This window comes from Streptomyces sp. NPDC101194 (assembly GCF_044767885.1).
Lineage (GTDB): Bacteria > Actinomycetota > Actinomycetes > Streptomycetales > Streptomycetaceae > Streptomyces.
Map to the genome: position 1 here is coordinate 63,126 of NZ_JBIWOS010000013.1, position 19,110 is coordinate 82,235.

Consider the following 19,110-nt stretch of genomic DNA (forward strand, 5'->3'; position numbering starts at 1 on the left):
ACTTTTTACTTCACGCTTGGAGTATCTTGACGGCATGGAAGACGCACGGGACATCGCCGAGCCGCGTTGGCTCGACACCGACGAGCAGCAGCAGTGGTACGCGTTCGCCTATGTGCTGACCCAGTTGCCGGCCGCGCTGGAGGCACAGATGCAGCGGGACGCCGGCATGGCCCACTTCGACTACGTGGTGATGTCCGCACTGTCGATGGCGCCGGAGCGCACCCTGCGGATGAGTGAGATCGCCCAGTACGCCGGAAGCACGCTCTCCCGGCTGTCCAACGTGGTCATCCGTCTGGAGAAGCGTGGCTGGGTGCGCCGCCGTCCCGACCCCTCCGACGGTCGCGCCACCCTGGCCACCCTCACCGACGACGGCACGACCAAGGTCGCCGCCGCGGCACCCGGCCATGTCGAGGCGGTGCGCCGCCTCGTCTTCGACCCGCTGACCAAGGCGCAGCAGCGTCAGCTCGGCGCCGCCTCCCAGCGCATCCTCGGCGCCCTCAACGCGCCGTGCCCCACCGACTGGGCGCCGCCCGGCGCCACCCCGCCGTCCGACCGGGGCTGAGTCTCGCCCACGCCCCCTCGCGTTCGTCCGGCCGCCCGGCCGGGACCGCACCGCCCCACGTCAAGGAGCACTGCCATGCCCACGATCGCCATCGTCGGAGCCGGACCGGGCCTGGGCCTGTCCATCGCCAAGGTCTTCGGCGGTCACGGCTTCGACGTCGCCCTGATCTCCCGTACCCAGGACAGGCTCGACGCCCTGGTTGCCGAGCTCGCCGAGGCCGGGATCGTCGCGGAGGGCTACCCGGCCGACGTCGCCGACCCGGCCCGGCTCACCGGTGCGCTGGAGGGTGCGATCGCGCGGTTCGGCCGGATCGACGTGCTGGAGTTCTCCCCGCATGCGGGCCTGACCATGACCTCGCCCGAGGAGGTGACCCTCGACTCCCTGCGTCCGCAGGTCGACAGCCTCCTCTACGGCGCGGTCGCCGCCGCGCAGGCAGTGTTGCCCGGGATGCTCAAGGCCCGGTCCGGCACCCTGCTGTTCACCACCGGCGGCGGCGCCATCAACCCGTACCCGATGCTCGCCGACGCCAACATCGCCCAGGCGGGCCAGCGCAATTGGGCGATCAACCTGCACAACACCCTGGCCGACCAGGGCATCTACGTGGCCAACGTGGCCATCGACCTCATGATCGGCACCCAGGCCCCCGAAGGCGTGCCCCACCGGGCACCCGACGAAATCGCCCTCGACTACTGGAACCTCCACACCGGTCGCGACCAGGCCGAGCACTTCATCGGCGCCTGACCCCGGCCCGGACCACGGGCAGCTACCGGTACGTCGTCGAAGCCACTCGACGCGACGACTGACACGCGCCCCTCTGCCGGGCAGAACTCTCCCAGCTGTTCAGCCGTGGGACGAGGGCCGTGTCTGCTTGCGGCGGCGGTGCTCGGTGACCCGCGCGCGCGACGCGCAGGTGGTCGAGCAGTAGCGGCGCGGACTCCCGGGGCCGGTGCCGAGGTAGAAGGTGCGGCAGTTCGAAGCCTCGCACTCGCCCCAGGTGGCGCGGCCGTGCTCGGTGAGGATCTGGGCCAGGGCCAGTGCGCCGGAAGCCAGGAACCAGTGAGCCCAGTCGGCGTCGTGGTGGTCGACGTGCAGATGCCAGGGGTGGCCGTCGTGCCGGGACAGCCGGGGAGCGGTGGCGTACTCGGCCAGCATCTCGTTGAGGACGACGGCCGCCCGGTCGGTGTCGCTCTCCGCGAGGACGCCGGACATGCGGACCGCGGCGTCCCGCAGCGCCCGGAGGTCCGCGTCGGACAGTGCTGCTTCGGTCAGATCCTCAGGGGCCTCGCCGTGGCGCGCGAGGAGGTCCACGGCAACGTCGCGGGGCAGGTCGGAACCGGCCCGTACGGCGTTCGCGATGTCGATCAGGCGCTGGGCGACCGCGAAACCCTGACGGCCCATGACTGCTCTCCTGACATCTGTGCGCCGGGCTGTCATGCCCGCTGTGCAATCCCGTGGTCCACTGTAACGTCTTATGGAGACATGCCGTTACATCTAGGAGATGGCCATGCCGAGGCCCTCAGGGGTGCTGCGATACCTGATGACCGCGTTCTGCGCGCGGATGGCCGACGAGGGCATGGCCGTGGCCGTGGTGATGCTCGCCGCCCACCGCACAGGCAGCGCGGCGCAAGGAGCATTCGTCCTGACGGCCTGGATGGCACCGCACGTCCTGGCGGCCCCGCTGACCGGTGCCGTGGCAGCTCGGGCGCGCCGCCCCCGGCTCTTCTACGTCGGCGCGCTCGGCGGCTTCGCCCTGGCGATCTCCGTGCTGGCGATGAGCATCGGACGCGTTCCCCTCCCCGCGGTACTCGCCGTCGCAGCGGCGGGCGGTTGTTGCGGACCGGCCGTCTCCGGAGGGCTCTCCAGCCTGATCACGCGGCTGTTGCCGGCGGGCGCGGAGCGGGACCGCGCCTACTCGTGGGATGCCGCGATCTACAACGCAGCCGCCGTCGCCGGCCCAGGAGCTGCCGGGCTGGTCTCCGCGACGCTCTCCCCGACCACGGCCGTGCTCATGCTGTCGGCAGCCGCGGCCTGTGCCGCAGCGCTGATGGCGCTGCTCCCGCTGCGACCCGATACCGCCGCCGTGCGGGTCTCACCGGCACGGCTCCGCCAAGACCTGGCCGCCGGTGTGAGGACGGTCCGGCAGGAACAGGAACTGCGCGCCATCACCGCCGCGACGTGTCTGGCTTTCATCGGCATCGGCGCGCTCACCACGACCAGCGTCCTCCTCGCCGAGAGCCTGGGGAGCGCGGGAGCGGGCGGCCTGCTGATGACGGCGTTCGCGGCCGGAGCCCTGACCGGAACACTCGGGATCGCCCGTCTGCGGCCCGCGGCCTCCCCACAGCGACTGGCTCTCATCGGCCTGCTCGGCACCGGCACGGGGCTGACCGCTGCCGCTCTCGCCCCCTCGGCACCCACAGCCGCGGCCTCTTTCGCCGTGGCCGGGGCATGCGACGGCCTCGTACTGACCGCGACCCTCCGTATCCGCGCCGACCACTCGCCACCGCAATGGCGGACCCAGGTGTTCACCATCGGCGCCGGGCTGAAGATCTCGGCCGCCGCCCTGGGTTCCGTCCTCGTCGGCCTGGCCACCACGGGCACCGCACACCGGTATCTGACCGGTATCGCCGTCCTGCAGGCAGCAGGAGCACTGCTGTACACACTGATCCGGCGCAACCCGCACCCCGACGCACCGGCACCTCGCCCGGGCTCGGGTGCCGGCGTCCCCGGGCAGAACGGCCTGCCCGAATCCCCCTCACCGACCGCACCGCAATGATCGACCTGCCCGCGGCCGGAGCCGGCCGCCCAGGAGCCGCCCGCTCGACATCGCGCTCGTCGACAGCGTGGAGACGCAGGGCACATACGCGCATGTCACAGGCGGCCGGGCCACCTCGTCTCAGGGGATGAAGCCACGGACGCGCACCAAGGAACACACCACGGATGCGCGACTGAACTGCTGTGCCGACCCGACCGCCGGAAAGGCCCTCAAGTACTTCATGTCGGCGGGCAGGGCACTCAAGGATTCACCACTGCCGGCCGCGACACAGGAGCTGGTGGCGCTGCGCGTGAGTCAGATCGACGGATGCGCCGCATGCATCGACATGCACACCGACGAGGCCGCTGCCGTCGACGACCCCTCGGCGCGGCTGAACCTGATCGCGGCGTGGCGGGAGGCCACGGTCTTCACCGAGGCCGAGCATGCCGCACTGGAGCCGGCGGAGGAGGGGATCAGGGTCGCGGATGCGGCCTCGCGCCGTACGAGATCGACGGCCGGCCCGGCGTGTTCTTCCGCGACCGGGACGGAAAGGTGCTCCACGCCCTGGCCCTCGACGTGTTCGACGGACAGATCCCAACCATCCGCGCGGTGATCAACCCCGGCAAGCTCGGCCGTATCGGGAGGATCGCCGACGCCTGGGCCATCGACCGCGAGGTGAAGCGGGCCCGCCGACAGCTGAACCGACCTCGGGTGATGTGGACCGGCTCGTTCACCCACAGCCCATGTCAGCGGCCGCAGGGGCCGGTTCGCCCGTCGCGCGAGGGCGGGGTTGTGCAGACGGCACGTCGACATCCTTGCGGTGCGGCCGAGGCGCCGACTCGCCGAAGCCGCAGGTACGCGGGCGCACCCCGCCGATCCGGCCCGTTCCAGACGAAGGACCCTACGTCGCATCGGCGTCGAAGGGCGTTTGGTCGGACACCTTCCTGTCTCCCTCCTTGTGGAGAGACACAGCGCCGGGCGCCATCGACGACGCGGCTGATCCCGGCGGGGAACTCTCCGCAACCTCAGCATCGACTGTGTCGCGGATGGCTTCGGCGACCTCCGTCAGTTCCTGCCTGGGGTCGAGGGCGCTGCGGAGCTCGTCGAGTCCGAGGCCGTCGCCGTCGCTGTTCAGGACGTGCTTGCGCACGAGCGTCCTGGGGTGGAGATCCTCGAACTCGAAATCCTTGAACTCCGGCCCGAGTTCGGAACGGATCTCCTGCTTCGCGTTTTCGGAGAACTCCCGGAACTTACGGATGAAGCCCGTCACGTTCTGGATGAGCTCCGGCAGCTTGTCCGGGCCGAAGAGAAGGGTGGCAAGACAGACAAGAGTGATCAGTTCCAGCGGACCCACATCAGAGAACACCGTGCCACTCCTCGAGCCGTCCCCGCTCGGGCGCTTCGGGCACCGATCGGCAGGCTGGTCGCATTTCTACAGTTCGAAAGTTGCGGAACGCCGCAAGGGTCGGCATCGACCCATGGCCCGGACCCGGCGACCGGCACGTCGCGGGTCGCGAGACTCGTCGACCGGCGAACGCGCGCACGTCATCGGTCACGGACCAACCACGTCGAGCCGGATCGGGCCGCGTCCCGGCTGAGCCATTGCGCGTCCCGCCTCGACCGATCACGGCGATGGCACCGCCCTGTCGAGGACCGCCCCTGTCCCGCCGTGCGGTTGCCCGACTCACCAGTCTCCGCCGCCGAAGTCGCCTCCGCCTTCGAAGCCGCCCCCTCCGAAGCCACCGCCGAAGTCACCCGGGTCGAAGTCCGCTCCGGTGAACTCTCCGCCGCCTGGGGTGCTTTCGACGGACGCGGTGTCGGCGAAGGCAGAGGGAGCGCTGAGCATCGAGCCCAACATCGTGCCCACGAGCAGACCACCGACGACTCCGCCGACGCCGCCGAAGTAGCCGCCCGCCCAGGGTGCGTAGACGGGTCCGGCGTTCCAATAGGGCTGGGGGCCCTGCGCCGTCTGCACCTGACGGGTCATCGGCTCATGACCGGCCGCGAGAAGCCCGGCGTCGGCCTCGCAGACGGGGACGTCGCGCGGCGTACCACCCGGCGGCGCCCAGAGCGCGTCCACGGCCGACGGACCGTGGCGGGGGTCGAAGAAGCAGGGGGCACGGCGTGCGGGCACCGGGGTTCCGGCACGGCGCGCCGCCAGGGTGGCGAGCCCGAACCGGCCCTCTTCGAGTGCCGCGGTCACCGGTTGGACGTCCCGCGGCTCCGCGGCCACGGCCATCAGCTCCTTGGCCTTGTCGTACATGTCCAGCGCGTGGGAGTAGTCCTGCCGCATCGCGTCGTCGGCGCCGGGCTCCGACGGGTCGAAGTCGAGTCGTTCCAGCTCCTCACCGAAGGCGGTGATGTCCTCGTCGACGACGACCCGCAGGGCATCCAGTTCGGCGCGCCTGCGCTTCTTCTCGGAACGCCGGTAGAGGGCGTACCCTCCGCCGCCGACCACCGCGACCGCCCCGAGGGTGAGCAGCACTCCCCCGCCACCTCCCCCGCCATCGCCCCCGGAGCCGCTCCAGGCAGTCGGTGCCTGCCCCTTGGCCTGCTCGGTGGCCTGGTCGACGAAGGAGGCGAGAAGCCCCTCGGGATCGCCGGGGTGCGAGCGTTTGACGGCACCGGCGAGATTGCCGACCGCGTTGCGGGACATCACCGAGGAGTCCGCGTTCGCACGGAAACCGTCGCCGAGGCGGACGGCGTACAGCCCGGCGATGCCGACTCGGGTGCGCAGGTCCCGCATCAGGGTCTCGGGAGGAAACTCGGCGGACTCGGGCAGCACCGCGACGAAGACGGGCTTGTCAGCACCCTCGATCTTCTTCGCGAGGTCATCGGCGCCGGCCTCGGAGAGCTGATCCCGGGCGCGCGGATCGACGTACACGGGGCTCTTCCTCAGGGCTTCGGCCACGTCGTCGAGGCCGCCCCCGGCAGCCTGTGCCCGGACGGGCGCGAGCACCGCACAGGCCATCAGGGCGAGAACCGCCAGGACCAGGACCGGGCCGAGTCGTGGTAGCGCTCGGCGTACGACAGTCATGGGCAGTTCCTCCTCCGTGCGGCGGATCGCGGCACTCACGGTTGCTCAGTTGCGTAATATAGCAACTATCTTGCCGCACCCGTCCGGCCGCGGCGGCTGCGCCGACACGATTTAGGGATTGCGCAATCCGGGAATCATCGTGAGCAACCGCTGAGCGCACTTCACCGACTAAGGAAGACTCGTGGACCGTCCGGATCACCTGCGGGCAGAGGACCTGCCCGCATTCGAACGCATCCTGGATCAGGCACTGAACTCCCCCACGATCCAGGAGGAGAGGCGCCGCGCCCCCGGAGCTCTCAACAACGAACAGCTGCGTACCCGAGCACTCGGCGCGCGCACCGCCATCGCCGCCTCGGCCGCCTCCGAATACCGCGCCTACCGTCAGGTGCTCGATGCCTCGGCCTCGTCGGACACGACACGTCGTCGCACACGGCGTGATTCCCACGGCGCGACAGCCACCAGAAGCAGCACTCTGCACGCGGTGGCCGTGCTGGTACCGGGGCTGTCCGCGACGGCTGCCGCGGTCTTCGGCCTGATCGGCTTCGCCTTCCGGGCGGTCGACATGCACTCGCACCTGGCCGACGTGATGCTCGTGGCCGGGCTGGTGGCGGCAGGCGTGGCGGTGGCGACGGTACTCGCCGGCCTCGTCTGGCTCCTGGTGGTCGCGACGCGAAACCGCTCGGCGGCCGACGGCACGGACCCCGAGCTGACCCGTGCGCGCGACACATGGCAGGAAGCATTGCTCGAACGCGGGATCCTGCCCTTTCTGTCAGCGTCGCTCCAGCCCATGTCCCCCGAGGGCGCGGGCCCCGCGGACGAAACGGCCGCACCACACGGGGCGGACGCCGCGAAGTTGGTGCCGGAGCCGCGAAGGGGGCCTGGCTTCAGCGCTCCCGACTTCTCGAGCCCCGACTTCTCCGGGCCCGACTTCTCCGGGCCCGAACTACCCGGTACGCACTGATCAGCGCGGAGCCGCACGTCACCGGCACCGTTCGGGGCCGCCTACCGGCACGGGGAACCGAGCCGGGTCATGCCGCAGCACGGGAGCGGTCGCCACGCTCCTTCTTCTCGTGCACGTCAGGGTGAATGGGCGTTCCCGAACCGGTCAGCGGAAGCCCTGTCCCGGCCCGGCGCTCCGCCACGATCTCCGCCGCGATGGACAGGGCCGTCTCCTCGGGGGTGCGGGCGCCGAGATCGAGGCCGATCGGGGAGCGCAGGCGGTCCAACTCACGACTGGTGAGACCGGCTTCGCGCAGACGTCGCTCGCGGTCGTCGTGGGTGCGCCGTGAGCCCATCGCGCCGACGTACGCGACCGGCAGCCGCAACGCCGCCTCCAGCAGAGGAACATCGAACTTGGCGTCATGGGTGAGCACGCACAGGACGGTTCGTTCGTCGGTCACGGTGCGCCGGAGGTAGCGATGCGGCCAGTCGACCACGAGGTCGTCGGCCTCCGGGAAGCGGACGCGGGTGGTGAAGACCGGCCGGGCGTCGCACACGGTGACGTGGTAACCGAGGAACTTGCCCACGCGTACGAGCGCCGTCGCGAAGTCCACGGCGCCGAAGACGATCATCCGGGGCGGCGGCACCTTCGACTCCACGAGCACCGTCACACCGTCCGGGCAACGCGATCCGCCCTCCGCGAGTTCGACGGAGCCGGTGCGGCCGGCGTCCAGCATCGCGCGGGCCTCCGCCGCCGCCGTCCGGTCCAGTTCCGGATGTCCGTCGAGACTGCCCTCGTACGTTCCGTCGGGGTGGACGAGCAGCGCCCTGCCGAGCAGTTCGTCCGGCCCCCGGGTCACCCGGGCGAGCGCCGACGTGTCTCCTCGGGCCGCGGCCGAGATCCCTGCCCGGAGCACCGGAGCGTCCCCTCGCACCGGGGCGACCAGGACGTCGAGGACGCCCCCGCAGGTGAGCCCCACCGCGAAGGCGTCCTCGTCACCGTAGCCGAACCGTTCGCGTACCGTCCGGCCGTCCTGGAGCGCCTGGACGCACAGGTCGTAGACCGCCGCCTCCACGCAACCGCCGGAGACCGATCCGATGGCGGTGCCGTGACGGTCCACGGCCAGGGCCGCACCGGGACCGCGCGGCGCGCTGCCGTCGACGGCCACGACGGTGGCGACGGCGAAGTCCCGACCCTCCTCGGACCAGCGGTTCAGCTCCTCGGCGATGTCAAGCACTCGGGGTTCCGCCCTCCGCCCGGCTCCGGGCTTCGTCCACCGCGCGACCCGTGACGTCATCCGCCGCCCGGATCCCGGCTTCGTCCGCCGCGCGCAGGACGCGGTCCGGACGGATCGGCAGGCTCCGGTGGCGTACGCCGGTCGCATGCCACACCGCGTTGGCGACAGCGGCGGCGACGCCCACGATGCCGATCTCGCCGATGCCCTTGATCCCGACCGGGTCGCCCGGAACGGGGTCGTCCACCCAATCCGCCTCGATGAGCGGCACGTCGGCGTGCGAGGCGAGGTGATATCCGGCGAGGTCGGCGCCGACGAGACCACCGGAGGCATCGTCCCTGATCGCCTCCTCGTGGAGGGCCATGGACAGTCCCCAGGTCATCCCGCCGATGAACTGGCTGCGGGCGGTGAGGGGGTTGACGATGGTGCCCGCGGCGAAGATGCCGAGCAGCCGGCGCACGCGTATCTCACCGGTGGTGACGTCGACCGCGACTTCGGCGAACTGCGCTCCGAAGGAGTGCCGTTCCTGCTTCGCGAGGGCGCCGATGGCCTCGGCCGTGTTCGACCGGGCAGTGACCCCCTCGGGCGGGATGCCTCCTCCGAGAGCCAGCCGCTCGCGCAGGTCGCCCGCTGCGAGCGTCACCGCCCACGCCCAGGAGCGTGTGCCCATCGAACCCCCGGCGATCATCGCCGGGCCGAGGTCGCTGTCCGCGAGGCGCACACGGATCCGGTCCGGCTCCACCTCCAGCGCGTCGGCGGCGACCAGGGTCATCGCGGTCCGTGCCCCGGTCCCGATGTCCGCCGCGTTGATCCGAACGGTGAAGGTTCCGTTCGCCTCCGCGGTCACCGCCGCCGTGGACGGTCCGGCTCCGGAAGGATAGGAGGCCGCCGCCGTCCCGGTCCCGAGCAGCCAACGCCCCTCACGGCGAAGACCCGGGCGCGGGTCACGATCCGCCCAGCCGAATCTGCGGGCACCCTCCTCGAAGCAGGCGAGCACATTGCGGCTGCTGAACGGCAACCCCGACACGGGGCCCGTCCCGGGTTCATTGCGTGCGCGCAGCGCGATCGGATCCACGCCGCACTTCTCGGCCAGTTCGTCGAGGGCCGATTCGAGGGCGAAGGAACCCGGTGCCTCGCCCGGAGCACGCATCCAGGACGGGACCGGCACGTCGAGCCGCACCAGCCGGTGAAGCGTGTGGTGCGCGTCGGCGTCGTACATCACGCGTCCCAGCACGGCGCTCGACTCGACGAATTCGTGCACGGTCGACGTGAGGCTCTGCGCCTGGTGATCCAACGCGCGCAGTCGGCCGTCCGCGTCGGCGCCGAGCCGGATCCGCTGCGCCGTGGGACTGCGGTAGCCGACGAGGGACGACATCTGGCGACGGGTCAGCACCACGCGAACCGGGCGCTGGAGCACGGTGGCGGCCATCACGGCGGCCACTTGATGGGGGCTCAGACCCTTCGAACCGAACCCGCCGCCGACATGCTCGGACCGCACCCGTACGGAGGCCGGGTCGAGGGAGAACAACTGCGCGAGTTCGCTCGCCACCCAGGTGCTGCCCTGATTGGAGTCGACGACATCGAGCCGGCCGGCGTCCCAGCGAGCCGTCGCCGCGTGCGGCTCCATCGGGTGGTGGTGCTCCTCCGGAGTGGTGTACTCCTCGTCCACGACGAAGTCGGAGGCGTCGAGCTGGGCTTCCAGGTCGCCCTTTTCCGTCTCCGCCCGGACCATCGCGGTGTCCTGCGGTGTGTACGTACCCGCGCGTCCGGCGAAGAACGCGACATCGTGCGGTTCCTCGTCGTATCGGACCACCAGCGCCTCGGCGGCCTCCCTGGCCTGCTCGGACGTCTCGGCCACGACCAGCGCGACCGGCCAGCCCACGAAGGGCACACGGTCGTGCTGGAAGATCCCGAGGACCGGGCTCGGACGCCCCAGCATCCCCACGTAGTCGGTCTCGACGCGCGGGGCGTTCCCGTGGTGCAGCACGGTGAGGACACCCGGCATGGCCAGGACGGGTGCGTCCTCCACCGATCGAATACGGCCACGGGCCACGGTCGACAGCACCAGCCACCCGTGGGCGAGTTCGGCGAAGGGAATCTCTCCGGCGTACCGGGCCGCCCCGGTGACCTTGTCGCGGCCCTCCACACGGGCGTGTGCCGACCCCACGGCCCCCGTCACGGCGGCGCTTCCGGTCGTCGTGGTCATCGGGCGGCCTCCTCGGCGAGTTCGGTCAGCACGGCCACGACGAGATTGCGCATCAAGGTCACCTTGTATCCGTTCTCGGGAAGCGCCTCGGCGGCCGCCAGTTCGACATCCGCGGCAGCGGCGAACGCCTCCGCGCCCACCGGGCCGCCCAGTAGCGCCCGCTCGGCCGCGCGGGCCCGCCAGGGCCGGGACGCGACCGCCCCGAAAGCGAGACGCACATCACGTACGACTTCGTCCTGGACATCCAGAGCGGCGGCGATCGAGCCGATCGCGAACGCGTAGGAGGCGCGCTCGCGCACCTTCCTGTACCGCGAGTGGGCGGCGATCGGGGACGGCGGCAGCGTGACGCCGGTGATCAGCGCGCCGGACGGAAGAGCGGTCTCGACATGCGGGGTGTCGCCCACGGGCGGATGGAGCTCAGTGATCGGCAACTCGCCCTTGCCGTCCGCCGTTTCGTACGAGACGACCGCGTCGAACGCGGCGAGTGCGACCGCCATGTCGGAGGGGTGCGTGGCGACACAGTGCTCGGAGGCGCCGAGGATCGCGTGGTTGCGGTGCTCGCCCGCGATGGCAGGGCAACCGCTGCCGGGAACACGCCTGTTGCACGGCTTGCCGAGGTCGGTGAAGTAGCCGCAGCGGGTCCGCTGGAGAAGATTCCCGCCGACCGTGGCCATGTTGCGCAGCTGCCCCGAGGCTCCGGCCAGGACCGCCTGAGCCAACGCCGGGTAATGGCGGCGCACCTCGGGATGCGCGGCCAGGTCGCCGTTGGTGACGGTGGCACCGATGCGCAGCGCGCCACCGCGCACGAACTCGATGCCGTCGAGGGGGAGTTCGCGGACGTCGATGAGCAGCGCGGGCCTCTCCACGCCGGCCTTCATCAGGTCGACGAGATTGGTACCGCCGCCGAGGAAGCGGGCGTCGGGGTCGGCGCCGATCAGGGCGACCGCTCCGGCGACGTCGTAGGCGCGTTCGTAACCGAACTCCCTCATGCGGCAGCCTCCTTGTCGTCCGTCGCCTGCGCCGCCCGCGCGACCGCCTGCACGATCGCCACATAGGCGCCGCAACGGCACAGGTTTCCGCTCATCCGCTCACGGATCTCTTCGGCGGTGAGCGCGGGAACCCCCGCTTCGGGACGGATGTCCGCGGTCACGGCGCTCGGCCAGCCCGCCGCGTGTTCCTCGATCACCGCGAGGGCCGAACAGATCTGCCCCGGTGTGCAATAGCCGCACTGATAGCCGTCGAGGTCGAGAAAGGCCTGCTGCACCGGGTGCAGTCGATCACCATCGGCCACACCTTCGATGGTGGTGATCGCGCGCCCCTCGGCCGCGACCGCGAGCTGAAGGCACGAGACGGCCCGCCGCCCGTCGAGCAGCACTGTGCAGGCGCCGCATTGGCCCTGGTCACAGCCCTTCTTGGTACCCGTCAGATCGAGATGCTCGCGCAGCGCGTCGAGCAGGGTGGTGCGATGGTCGACGGGCAGCGTGTACTTCTCACCATTGATGTTCAGAGTAATGGTGCTGGACGTCGATGGGACCATGATCAGCCTTCTTTCGCGTTGCTGATGCGCGTCGAACGGGATGATCCCGGCGGACGGTCCGGGAGGAAGGAAGTGATGTGGTCTGCTGAACCGGCAATGATGGGCACCGATCGGCCACATGGCCGGATCTGCCACTATGGTGGACCCAAGCGGACAACCGTCCGCTTACCCATGAACTTAGCGGACAGTTGTCCGGTCAGCAAGAGCCGGACTTGACCGTGATTTCCGGAAGGAGGGCGAGTGCCGGAGGAGAAGAGCGTCACTCTGCGCTCGGACGCGCAACGAAATCGCGAGCGCATCCTGGAAGTCGCACTGGCCGAACTGACCGAGGCCGCGGACGCCCCGCTGAGCACGATCGCGAGGAAGGCGGGCGTCGGGCAGGGGACGTTCTACCGCAACTTCCCCAACCGCGAGGCCCTCGTGCTGGAGGTCTATCGCTACGAGATGCAGCAAGTCTCCGAGACCGCAGCCCAGTTGCTCCGGACCCGCACCCCCGACCAGGCTCTCAGGGAGTGGATGGACCGCCTGGCTCAGTACGCCATGGCCAAGGCCGGCCTGGCCGACGCGCTGCGCAGGACCACCAGCCAGTACGGCAGCCTGGCCCAACTGGGTCACGGCCCGGTGACCCGTGCTGTCACGCTCCTGCTGAAAGCGAACGAGGACGCCGGCACCGTCCGCCCGGGACTGACCCCCGACGACTTCCTGCTCGCCATCGCCGGGCTCTGGCAGATCGACCCGCACAGCGACTGGCAGCCACGTGCGACGCGCCTGCTGGACCTCGTGATGGACGGACTGCGGGCGGGAGCGCCCGGAACACCCCGGACCGCGACGGCCGAGCCCGAGGCACCCCGGTCCGGGACATCCGGGCCGGAGAGCGGTCGGACCTGAGGCGGGCGGACCTCGGCCGGACACCCGCCCGGGCGGGCCCGCCCCGCCCAGGCAGTGCTCGGAGCCCGGCCCGCCTTCCGGGACAAGTCCCGGACCCGGCCCGGCCGTCCTGATCCTGCCGGGTGGACCGCTTCCGCCCCGGGCCTCCTCGCTCAGCCCACCGCCACCGGCGACGACCCGCCCGCCACTGCCAACCGGGGTGCTCCCGTCCCGTCCGCGGGGACGGTCCAGACGTCGCTCGCCCGGCCCGCCCCGCCCGGCAGCGCGTAGGCGACCGTGCCGTCGTCCAGCCAGGCCGCCTGGTCGTCGACGCCGCGTTTCTCGGCGAGCGGCGTCTCCCGCATGGTCCGCAGGTCGAGGACGTACAGCCGCCAGGGCGCGGCCGGGTCGTCGGAAACCTTCTTCTTGAAGGCGATCCGGGTGTTGTCGGGCGACAGGGAGGGGCACTCGACGTTCTGTCGCAGGGCCTTCGCCGACCAGTCGCTCATGTTCCCCTCGACGAGGTAGGTGCGGCCCTTGGTGGAGACGTTCGCGTAGAAGCGGTTGTCGTCACGGGCGAAGGTCAGCCCCCAGTAGTTGACGTCCGGGGCGTGGTGGCGCGCACCGTCGATCGTGAGGGGGATCTCCTCCATGGACTTGACGAGGTAGCCGGTGCGCAGGTCCAGAACGGCGGTCCGGGTGGAGAAGGCGGTGGTGGCGTACGAGTCACCGGTGGCGAACACCGTCCAGGACAGCATCCGCCCGGAGGCGGAGACGCGGGCGCGAGTGGGAACGCCCGGCATGGTGATCCGTCGCTTCTCGCGCAGTCCGCGGTCGAGAACGATCGCGTACGTCTTCGGCAGCACCCCGGGTTCGGCACGCAGGCAGAGTCCGGTGCCACCGGCGGCGTAGAACCGTTCGCAGGCCGGTCCACCGGTGGTGCGGGTGTCCGGGCCGCCGCCTCCGGGAACGCCTGCGAACGGCTGATGCGCGACGCGTCCCGTGGCCGTGTCACGGAAGTACAGCGCGGGTCCGCGGAGCGTGAACGACGCGTCGGCGACGCCCCGTCGCCCGTCCGTCCGGTGCTTCGCGTGCAGGGCGTACCCGACGGAACCGCCCGCGAGGAGCAGCACCGCGACCACCACCACGGCGATACGGGTGCGAGGGCGCAGTCGGGTCGCGGGGCTCGGGAATCCGGTACTCATGCGGTCCGCCAGTCGGGGATCTGGGCTCCCGGCTCCTCGGGAGCCGGGGTGCCGGAGGGGTTGCGCGGCAGCAGCGCCCAGCCGCCCGCGAGCGCGGCGAGCAGGGCCGATATCGCCGCCCACAGCGCGGGACTCGGCCCCCACACCGTCCACGCGGCTCCGAAACCCGCCGCGGCGAGCATCCGGGCCAGCGCCTGGCCGGTCTGGAGCAGGGCGAGTCCGCCTGCCTTGCCGTCCACGGGCAGCACAGGCCCGGCGAGGGCCATCAGCACCCCGTCGGTGGCGGCGTAGAAGACACCGAGCAGCACGAGGACGGGAACGAGGAGAAGCGGGGTCGCGCCGCCGCTCGTGGTGACGAGTACGGCGTACACGCCGAGCAGCGCGACATGTCCGTACAGGAACGGCAGTCGTCGGCCGACCCGGTCCGCGATCCGGCCCGCCGGGACCGCGAGCAGCAGGTAGCACGCCGCCGCACCGAGCGGCAGCAGCGGGAACCAGCCGATGGGCAGGTCGAGACGGCGCTGGAGCAGGAGGTAGACGAAGGCGTCGCCAATGGTGGCGGCGCCGAGCAGGGCGGCGGCCCCGAGAATCCGCCGGAAGGCGGCGTCGCGCAGCGCTCCGAATGCCGTGCCTCTCCGGGGAGTCGGCTTCGCCGGTGGTGCCGGGCAGTGCCCGGGGACGTACAGGACGAGGAGCAGTACGCCGAGCAGACCGATGCAGAAACTGACGACGAACACCGCGTCGTAGGCGTCGGCGGTCGCCCAGAGCAGGGCGAACGCGGCGAGCGGGCCGAGCAGGGCACCTGTGGTGTCCATCGCCCGGTGCACGCCGAAGGACCGACCGAGCGCCTCGGGTCGGCTGCTCAGGGTGATCAGCGCGTCCCGGGGGGCCGTACGGATGCCCTTGCCGATGCGGTCGGCGGCGAGGGCGGCCGCGATCCCCGCGGTGGCGCCGCCCGCCAGCAGCAGGCCGAGCCGGGAACAGGCGGAGAGCGCGTAACCGGCCCCGGCGACCCGTTTGTGGCGTCGGCCGCGGTCGGCGGCGTGCCCGCCGAGCAGTCGTACGACGGCGGCGGCGCCGTTGAACAAGCCGTCCAGGACGCCGAATTGGAGAGGTGAGAGACCGAGTCCGAGGACGAGGTAGAGCGGCAGCACCGCGGTGACCATCTCGGAGGAGACGTCTGTGACGAGGCTGACCGCGCCGAGTGCCAGGACGGTGCCGGGGACGCGTCGGCCCGCTCCGCCGGTGCGTTGCGGGGCCGGCGCGTCCCGGCGGCCTGTGGTCGCCAGATACATCAGTGGCAGGTGTACTTCGGGCTGGTGTCCTTGGCCTTGCCGTCGGTGCCGACGTAGCTCCAGCCGTAGCCGGAGTCCGTGAAGTCCAGCTTCAGGACTCCGTATTCACCGCTGATCCGCTTCTGGCTGTTGGGCTGGACGTTCTCGATGGGGTACGGCTCGGCGCCCCCCATGCCGCCGACGATCTCGGTGATTCCGTCGGCGGTGGCCTTCCCGTCGGGGTTCTGTGGCGCGAACCGCTCGTAGTGGTGGTCGTGCCCGTTGAGCACGAGGTCGGCCTTGGCTCCGTACAGGATCTTCCAGACCGGCCTGCTGACCGGGTCGTTGCCGTGCCCGCCCGAGGAGTACAGCGGGTGGTGCCAGTAGGCGGCGATGCATGCCTTGTCGTTCTTGGCGAGGTCGGCCTTGAGCCAGTCGATCTGGGCGCTCCGGTCGAATGAGTTGGAGTCGAGGGCGATGAAGTGCCAATTGCCCTCGTCGAAGCTGTAGTAGGTCTTGCCCTGGGGATACGCGACGGCCCCGAAGTAGGCCTTGTAGCCCGCCAGTGACCCGGCCGGGTCGTATGTCTCGTGGTTGCCCGGTACCGGATGCGTCTTGCTCTTGAACGCGCCCCACGTCTTGTCGTAGTAGGCCCGGTAGTCGGCGATCCGTGCGTCGTCGTACTGGTTGTCGCCCATCGTCAGGTAGAACTTCGGATCGAGCTTCTGGGCCAGTGCGGCGGTCCTGGGGTGGGCGCAGGCGCTGTCGGAGGCGGTGCACTGGGCGGCGATGTCACCGGCGGCGACCACGGTGAAGGCACCGGTCTGCGGAGGTGTGCCGCCGAGCGTGCCGTACACCTCGACCTCGTGCAGCGAGTAGCCGTAGGCGGTGCCGCGCGCGGTACCGTACACACGCAGGTAGCGGCCCTTGCCGGAGAGGGCGGACCAGTCGTCGGTGCCACCGTTCCCGGCCGTCTCGTCGGCGAGCCGGCTCCAGGTGGCGCCGTCGGCGGAGATCTCGATCCGGTACGCCTTGGCGTACGCGGCCTCCCAGCTCAGCACCACCCGTGTGATGTCGGCGGTGGAACCGAGGTCGACACGTATCCACTGCGGGTCCTTGCCCTCGGCGCTCGCCCAGCGGGTGGCCGGGTCACCGTCGAAGGCGTTCTGCGGGCCGAGACCGGAATCTTCGCTGGAGGACGCGGTGGCGGGCTTGCCACGCGAGATGAGTGGGTCGGCAGCGGCACCGGCCCTGTCGGGGTCGACGAGCAACAGGGAGCCGACGAGGAGGAGTACGGCGGCGGCGACCATGCCCACCGTACGGCGCCGTTCGCGCGTGAGGAGTGGAGCTGAGCCGATCAGTTGCATCCCTGGACTCCTGGCCTTGTGGGTGGCGAGAGCTGGGCTTCGGTGCGCGACCTCGCGCTTGCCCGCGTTCGGGCAGGGCGCGGCATCGTGGCGGCCGGGGCAGAGCTCTCACTGAGCGCGTCATGCCCACCGAAGGGTCGGGCACCGCGCCAAGCCGCCATCCAGGATGCTAGCGAACAGGAAACTTTCCTACCAGTCCTCCAACTCCCTTTGTCCCAGCCGCTGTTCGGCGTTCCGAAGCAGCACCGTCTCGGCACGGCCGGCGCGCGATTCCCCCGTTCTGGGCAGTTTCGCCGGATGGGCCGCCACGGATCCGTCCGTGGCGGCGGGATCACCGGGTGAATCAGGCACAGCCGCCCGTGGAGCCGGGCCGGAAGCGCCGTCCGGGGCGTGGTGGGCGTGACGACGTCTCGGCAGAAGCACCGCACGGCGTCGTGGGTCTGCGCCGCGATCCGACCGGGAGACCCGCGTCACATGCGCCGTCGTCACATTCCGCCGAACGGTTCCGTCAGTGAGGTGTATCCGCAGACAACAGCAAGGAGTGCAGCCATGAAAGCCCGCTTGGACCTCTTCGGCAGCCCGCTCGTGGCCAAGGCCTTGAGGCACATCGCCTCGGCGAGCAAGGTGGTCATCGAGGAGTCGACGCTGCCGTCCGCAACCCGGGACCTGGTGTTGCTCCGCGCAAGTCAGATCAACGGGTGCGGCTTCTGCACCGATCTCCACACCAAGGACGCCGCGCACGCCGGAGAGACCCCGGTGCGCATCAACCTCGTTGCGACCTGGCGGGAGGCAACGGTTTTCACCGATGCCGAGCGCGCCGCCCTGGAGCTGACGGAGCAGGGCACCCGCATCGCCGACGCGTTCGGCGGGGTCACGGACGAGGCCTGGGCGGACGCCGCCAAGCACTACGACGAGGAGCAGCTCGGCGCCCTGGTGTCGCTCATCGCCCTCATCAACGCCTCCAACCGACTGGGCGTCATCACCCGGCAGCGTGGGGGTGACTACCAGCCCGGCCGGGGGTGACAAGAGGCTGCCCGACGGCACCACCGGCGCCGTCCGGCACGCCATCGGCACACGCACCGTGTCCCCGCTCCGCGCATCACGGTGGGCCCATGGGGCCGAGTCGCTCACCCGGGCCGGCCGCGCGCCGTGGGCGGGCGCCCCTGAGGGAGCGGCTGATCAGGCCGGGACGGTCTCCGTGCCGGATGCGGAGTGCTCGCCGTCGCCGAGTTCGCGGGCGAGGCGGCGCAGGACGGGCCCGTACTCGGGATGCGCCAGAGCAAAAGCCATCTGGGCGACGAGGTAGTCCGCCGGGTTGCCGGTGTCGTACCAGCGGCCGGAGATGACCTGCCCGTACACCGCGCGGCCGGAGGCATAGGCATTGATGGCGTCGGTCAGGTAGACCTCGCCGTCGCGGTGCTCGTGCCAGCGCCCGGTCTGCTCGCGCAGTTCCTCGATGATGCCGGGGGTGATGACGTAGCCGCCGATGGCCGCGTACGCCGAGGGGGCGTCGGCGGGCTCGGGCTTTTCGACCAGGCCGACGATGCGCAGCAGGCCGTCGCCCAGATCCTCCTTGACCACCGGCACCCCGTAGCGCCGGGAGTCGCCCGGATCCATCGGCATGAGCGCCAGCACCGGGCAGTTGGTCGCCTCGTATGCACGGATCAGCTGTTGGGCGCGGGGCACCTCGGCCACGAACACGTCGTCCGGCCAGAGCACCAGCATCGGCTCGTCCCCGAGGTGCCTGGCGGCATTGAGCACCGGTGTGCCGTTGCCGTACGGGCCGTGCTGGTCGAGGTAGGTGATGTGGCCCTGGCGGGCCAGTTCGGCGACCTCCTCCACGGCGTCCGCGTACGCGGTCTTGCCGTCGGCACGCAGTTGGTCGACCAGGACGGGGTTGGGCCGGAAGTGGTCCTGGATCAGGGACTTGCCACCGGAGACGACGATGGTGATGTCCGTGATGCCGGACGCCACCAGTTCGCGCACGGTGTGCTCGATCACCGGCTTGTCGCCGACCGGCAGCATTTCCTTCGGGGTGGCCTTGGTCAAGGGCAGAAGGCGGGAGCCGAGCCCGGCGGCGGGGATCACCGCCCTGCGGATCGTCGGGGGCATCAGATCTCTCTCGGTCG

The 19,110-nt window shown here is 70.9% G+C and carries 18 protein-coding genes; 7 read left to right on the forward strand and 11 right to left on the reverse strand.

Annotated features, from left to right (window positions below):
* The first annotated feature begins 34 nt into the window (after window positions 1-34).
* The gene (locus ACIRP2_RS34565; protein WP_404257349.1) at window positions 35-562 is read left to right on the forward strand and encodes a MarR family winged helix-turn-helix transcriptional regulator; all 528 of its coding nucleotides are present in this window, start codon (window positions 35-37) and stop codon (window positions 560-562) included.
* Between the two features lie 75 nt (window positions 563-637).
* Complete coding sequence (locus tag ACIRP2_RS34570) at window positions 638-1,303, forward strand: SDR family NAD(P)-dependent oxidoreductase (RefSeq protein ID WP_404257351.1); 666 nt, start codon at window positions 638-640, stop codon at window positions 1,301-1,303.
* Between the two features lie 99 nt (window positions 1,304-1,402).
* On the opposite strand, the gene ACIRP2_RS34575 is transcribed toward ACIRP2_RS34570, so the two are convergent.
* Complete coding sequence (locus tag ACIRP2_RS34575) at window positions 1,403-1,960, reverse strand: CGNR zinc finger domain-containing protein (RefSeq protein WP_404257353.1); 558 nt, start codon at window positions 1,958-1,960, stop codon at window positions 1,403-1,405.
* A 106-nt stretch (window positions 1,961-2,066) separates the two neighbouring features.
* Between ACIRP2_RS34575 and ACIRP2_RS34580 the strand changes: the two genes are divergently transcribed.
* Window positions 2,067-3,335, forward strand: a complete 1,269-nt coding sequence (locus ACIRP2_RS34580) for an MFS transporter (RefSeq protein WP_404257355.1) — start codon at window positions 2,067-2,069, stop codon at window positions 3,333-3,335.
* 127 nt (window positions 3,336-3,462) lie between these two features.
* Window positions 3,463-3,927 carry a carboxymuconolactone decarboxylase family protein gene (locus ACIRP2_RS34585; protein ID WP_404257357.1) on the forward strand — a complete coding sequence of 155 codons (465 nt, stop codon included), beginning with the start codon at window positions 3,463-3,465 and terminating at the stop codon, window positions 3,925-3,927.
* A gap of 288 nt (window positions 3,928-4,215) precedes the next feature.
* Here the strand turns inward: ACIRP2_RS34585 and ACIRP2_RS34590 are convergent, their stop codons facing one another.
* Both ACIRP2_RS34590 and ACIRP2_RS34595 read right to left on the reverse strand, forming a co-directional pair.
* On the reverse strand, window positions 4,216-4,680 hold the full coding sequence (locus tag ACIRP2_RS34590; protein WP_404257359.1) for a sec-independent translocase: 465 nt from the start codon (window positions 4,678-4,680) through the stop codon (window positions 4,216-4,218).
* Between the two features lie 318 nt (window positions 4,681-4,998).
* Window positions 4,999-6,351, reverse strand: a complete 1,353-nt coding sequence (locus ACIRP2_RS34595) for a hypothetical protein (protein WP_404257361.1) — start codon at window positions 6,349-6,351, stop codon at window positions 4,999-5,001.
* 181 nt (window positions 6,352-6,532) lie between these two features.
* On the opposite strand from ACIRP2_RS34595, the gene ACIRP2_RS34600 reads away from it, so the two are divergent.
* Window positions 6,533-7,312 (forward strand): hypothetical protein, encoded by a 780-nt coding sequence (locus ACIRP2_RS34600; protein WP_404257363.1) that lies wholly within the window; start codon window positions 6,533-6,535, stop codon window positions 7,310-7,312.
* A gap of 67 nt (window positions 7,313-7,379) precedes the next feature.
* Here the strand turns inward: ACIRP2_RS34600 and ACIRP2_RS34605 are convergent, their stop codons facing one another.
* From ACIRP2_RS34605 to ACIRP2_RS34620, 4 genes are read right to left on the reverse strand one after another with little or no spacing between them, the layout of a single operon-like run.
* Window positions 7,380-8,528 (reverse strand): XdhC family protein, encoded by a 1,149-nt coding sequence (locus tag ACIRP2_RS34605; protein WP_404257365.1) that lies wholly within the window; start codon window positions 8,526-8,528, stop codon window positions 7,380-7,382.
* Window positions 8,521-10,731, reverse strand: a complete 2,211-nt coding sequence (locus tag ACIRP2_RS34610) for a xanthine dehydrogenase family protein molybdopterin-binding subunit (RefSeq protein ID WP_404257367.1) — start codon at window positions 10,729-10,731, stop codon at window positions 8,521-8,523. The genes ACIRP2_RS34605 and ACIRP2_RS34610 overlap by 8 nt, the downstream gene beginning before the upstream one ends.
* Window positions 10,728-11,720: an FAD binding domain-containing protein gene (locus tag ACIRP2_RS34615; protein WP_404257369.1), complete on the reverse strand. Its 993-nt coding sequence runs from the start codon at window positions 11,718-11,720 to the stop codon at window positions 10,728-10,730. The genes ACIRP2_RS34610 and ACIRP2_RS34615 overlap by 4 nt, the downstream gene beginning before the upstream one ends.
* Window positions 11,717-12,268 (reverse strand): 2Fe-2S iron-sulfur cluster-binding protein, encoded by a 552-nt coding sequence (locus ACIRP2_RS34620; protein ID WP_404257677.1) that lies wholly within the window; start codon window positions 12,266-12,268, stop codon window positions 11,717-11,719. Before ACIRP2_RS34620 ends, ACIRP2_RS34615 begins: the two co-directional genes overlap by 4 nt.
* A 240-nt stretch (window positions 12,269-12,508) precedes the next feature.
* Between ACIRP2_RS34620 and ACIRP2_RS34625 the strand changes: the two genes are divergently transcribed.
* Complete coding sequence (locus ACIRP2_RS34625) at window positions 12,509-13,156, forward strand: TetR/AcrR family transcriptional regulator (RefSeq protein ID WP_404257371.1); 648 nt, start codon at window positions 12,509-12,511, stop codon at window positions 13,154-13,156.
* Between the two features lie 152 nt (window positions 13,157-13,308).
* On the opposite strand, the gene ACIRP2_RS34630 is transcribed toward ACIRP2_RS34625, so the two are convergent.
* From ACIRP2_RS34630 to ACIRP2_RS34640, 3 genes are read right to left on the reverse strand one after another with little or no spacing between them, the layout of a single operon-like run.
* Window positions 13,309-14,340, reverse strand: a complete 1,032-nt coding sequence (locus ACIRP2_RS34630) for a TolB family protein (protein WP_404257373.1) — start codon at window positions 14,338-14,340, stop codon at window positions 13,309-13,311.
* Window positions 14,337-15,635, reverse strand: coding sequence for an MFS transporter (locus ACIRP2_RS34635; protein ID WP_404257375.1), 1,299 nt, complete (start codon window positions 15,633-15,635; stop codon window positions 14,337-14,339). Before ACIRP2_RS34635 ends, ACIRP2_RS34630 begins: the two co-directional genes overlap by 4 nt.
* Window positions 15,635-16,981, reverse strand: coding sequence for a discoidin domain-containing protein (locus tag ACIRP2_RS34640; protein ID WP_404257377.1), 1,347 nt, complete (start codon window positions 16,979-16,981; stop codon window positions 15,635-15,637). The genes ACIRP2_RS34635 and ACIRP2_RS34640 overlap by 1 nt, the downstream gene beginning before the upstream one ends.
* 549 nt (window positions 16,982-17,530) lie before the next feature.
* Between ACIRP2_RS34640 and ACIRP2_RS34645 the strand changes: the two genes are divergently transcribed.
* Window positions 17,531-18,004: a carboxymuconolactone decarboxylase family protein gene (locus tag ACIRP2_RS34645; protein ID WP_404257379.1), complete on the forward strand. Its 474-nt coding sequence runs from the start codon at window positions 17,531-17,533 to the stop codon at window positions 18,002-18,004.
* A gap of 156 nt (window positions 18,005-18,160) precedes the next feature.
* Here ACIRP2_RS34645 and ACIRP2_RS34650 read toward each other — a convergent pair whose 3' ends face one another.
* Entirely contained in the window at window positions 18,161-19,093 is a 933-nt protein-coding gene (locus tag ACIRP2_RS34650; protein WP_404257381.1) for a UTP--glucose-1-phosphate uridylyltransferase, read from the reverse strand.
* Window positions 19,094-19,110 lie beyond the last annotated feature (17 nt).

What these genes read in the sequence shown, in the direction of transcription:
- ACIRP2_RS34615 (WP_404257369.1), bottom strand. Translation starts at nt 11,720, where the DNA reads ATGAGGGAGTTCGGTTACGAACGCGCCTACGACGTCGCCGGAGCGGTC.
- ACIRP2_RS34585 (WP_404257357.1), top strand. Translation starts at nt 3,463, where the DNA reads ATGAAGCCACGGACGCGCACCAAGGAACACACCACGGATGCGCGACTG.
- ACIRP2_RS34640 (WP_404257377.1), bottom strand. Translation starts at nt 16,981, where the DNA reads ATGCAACTGATCGGCTCAGCTCCACTCCTCACGCGCGAACGGCGCCGT.
- ACIRP2_RS34635 (WP_404257375.1), bottom strand. Translation starts at nt 15,635, where the DNA reads ATGTATCTGGCGACCACAGGCCGCCGGGACGCGCCGGCCCCGCAACGC.
- ACIRP2_RS34565 (WP_404257349.1), top strand. Translation starts at nt 35, where the DNA reads ATGGAAGACGCACGGGACATCGCCGAGCCGCGTTGGCTCGACACCGAC.
- ACIRP2_RS34610 (WP_404257367.1), bottom strand. Translation starts at nt 10,731, where the DNA reads ATGACCACGACGACCGGAAGCGCCGCCGTGACGGGGGCCGTGGGGTCG.
- ACIRP2_RS34645 (WP_404257379.1), top strand. Translation starts at nt 17,531, where the DNA reads ATGAAAGCCCGCTTGGACCTCTTCGGCAGCCCGCTCGTGGCCAAGGCC.
- ACIRP2_RS34570 (WP_404257351.1), top strand. Translation starts at nt 638, where the DNA reads ATGCCCACGATCGCCATCGTCGGAGCCGGACCGGGCCTGGGCCTGTCC.
- ACIRP2_RS34580 (WP_404257355.1), top strand. Translation starts at nt 2,067, where the DNA reads ATGCCGAGGCCCTCAGGGGTGCTGCGATACCTGATGACCGCGTTCTGC.
- ACIRP2_RS34650 (WP_404257381.1), bottom strand. Translation starts at nt 19,093, where the DNA reads ATGCCCCCGACGATCCGCAGGGCGGTGATCCCCGCCGCCGGGCTCGGC.
- ACIRP2_RS34575 (WP_404257353.1), bottom strand. Translation starts at nt 1,960, where the DNA reads ATGGGCCGTCAGGGTTTCGCGGTCGCCCAGCGCCTGATCGACATCGCG.
- ACIRP2_RS34630 (WP_404257373.1), bottom strand. Translation starts at nt 14,340, where the DNA reads ATGAGTACCGGATTCCCGAGCCCCGCGACCCGACTGCGCCCTCGCACC.
- ACIRP2_RS34595 (WP_404257361.1), bottom strand. Translation starts at nt 6,351, where the DNA reads ATGACTGTCGTACGCCGAGCGCTACCACGACTCGGCCCGGTCCTGGTC.
- ACIRP2_RS34620 (WP_404257677.1), bottom strand. Translation starts at nt 12,268, where the DNA reads ATGGTCCCATCGACGTCCAGCACCATTACTCTGAACATCAATGGTGAG.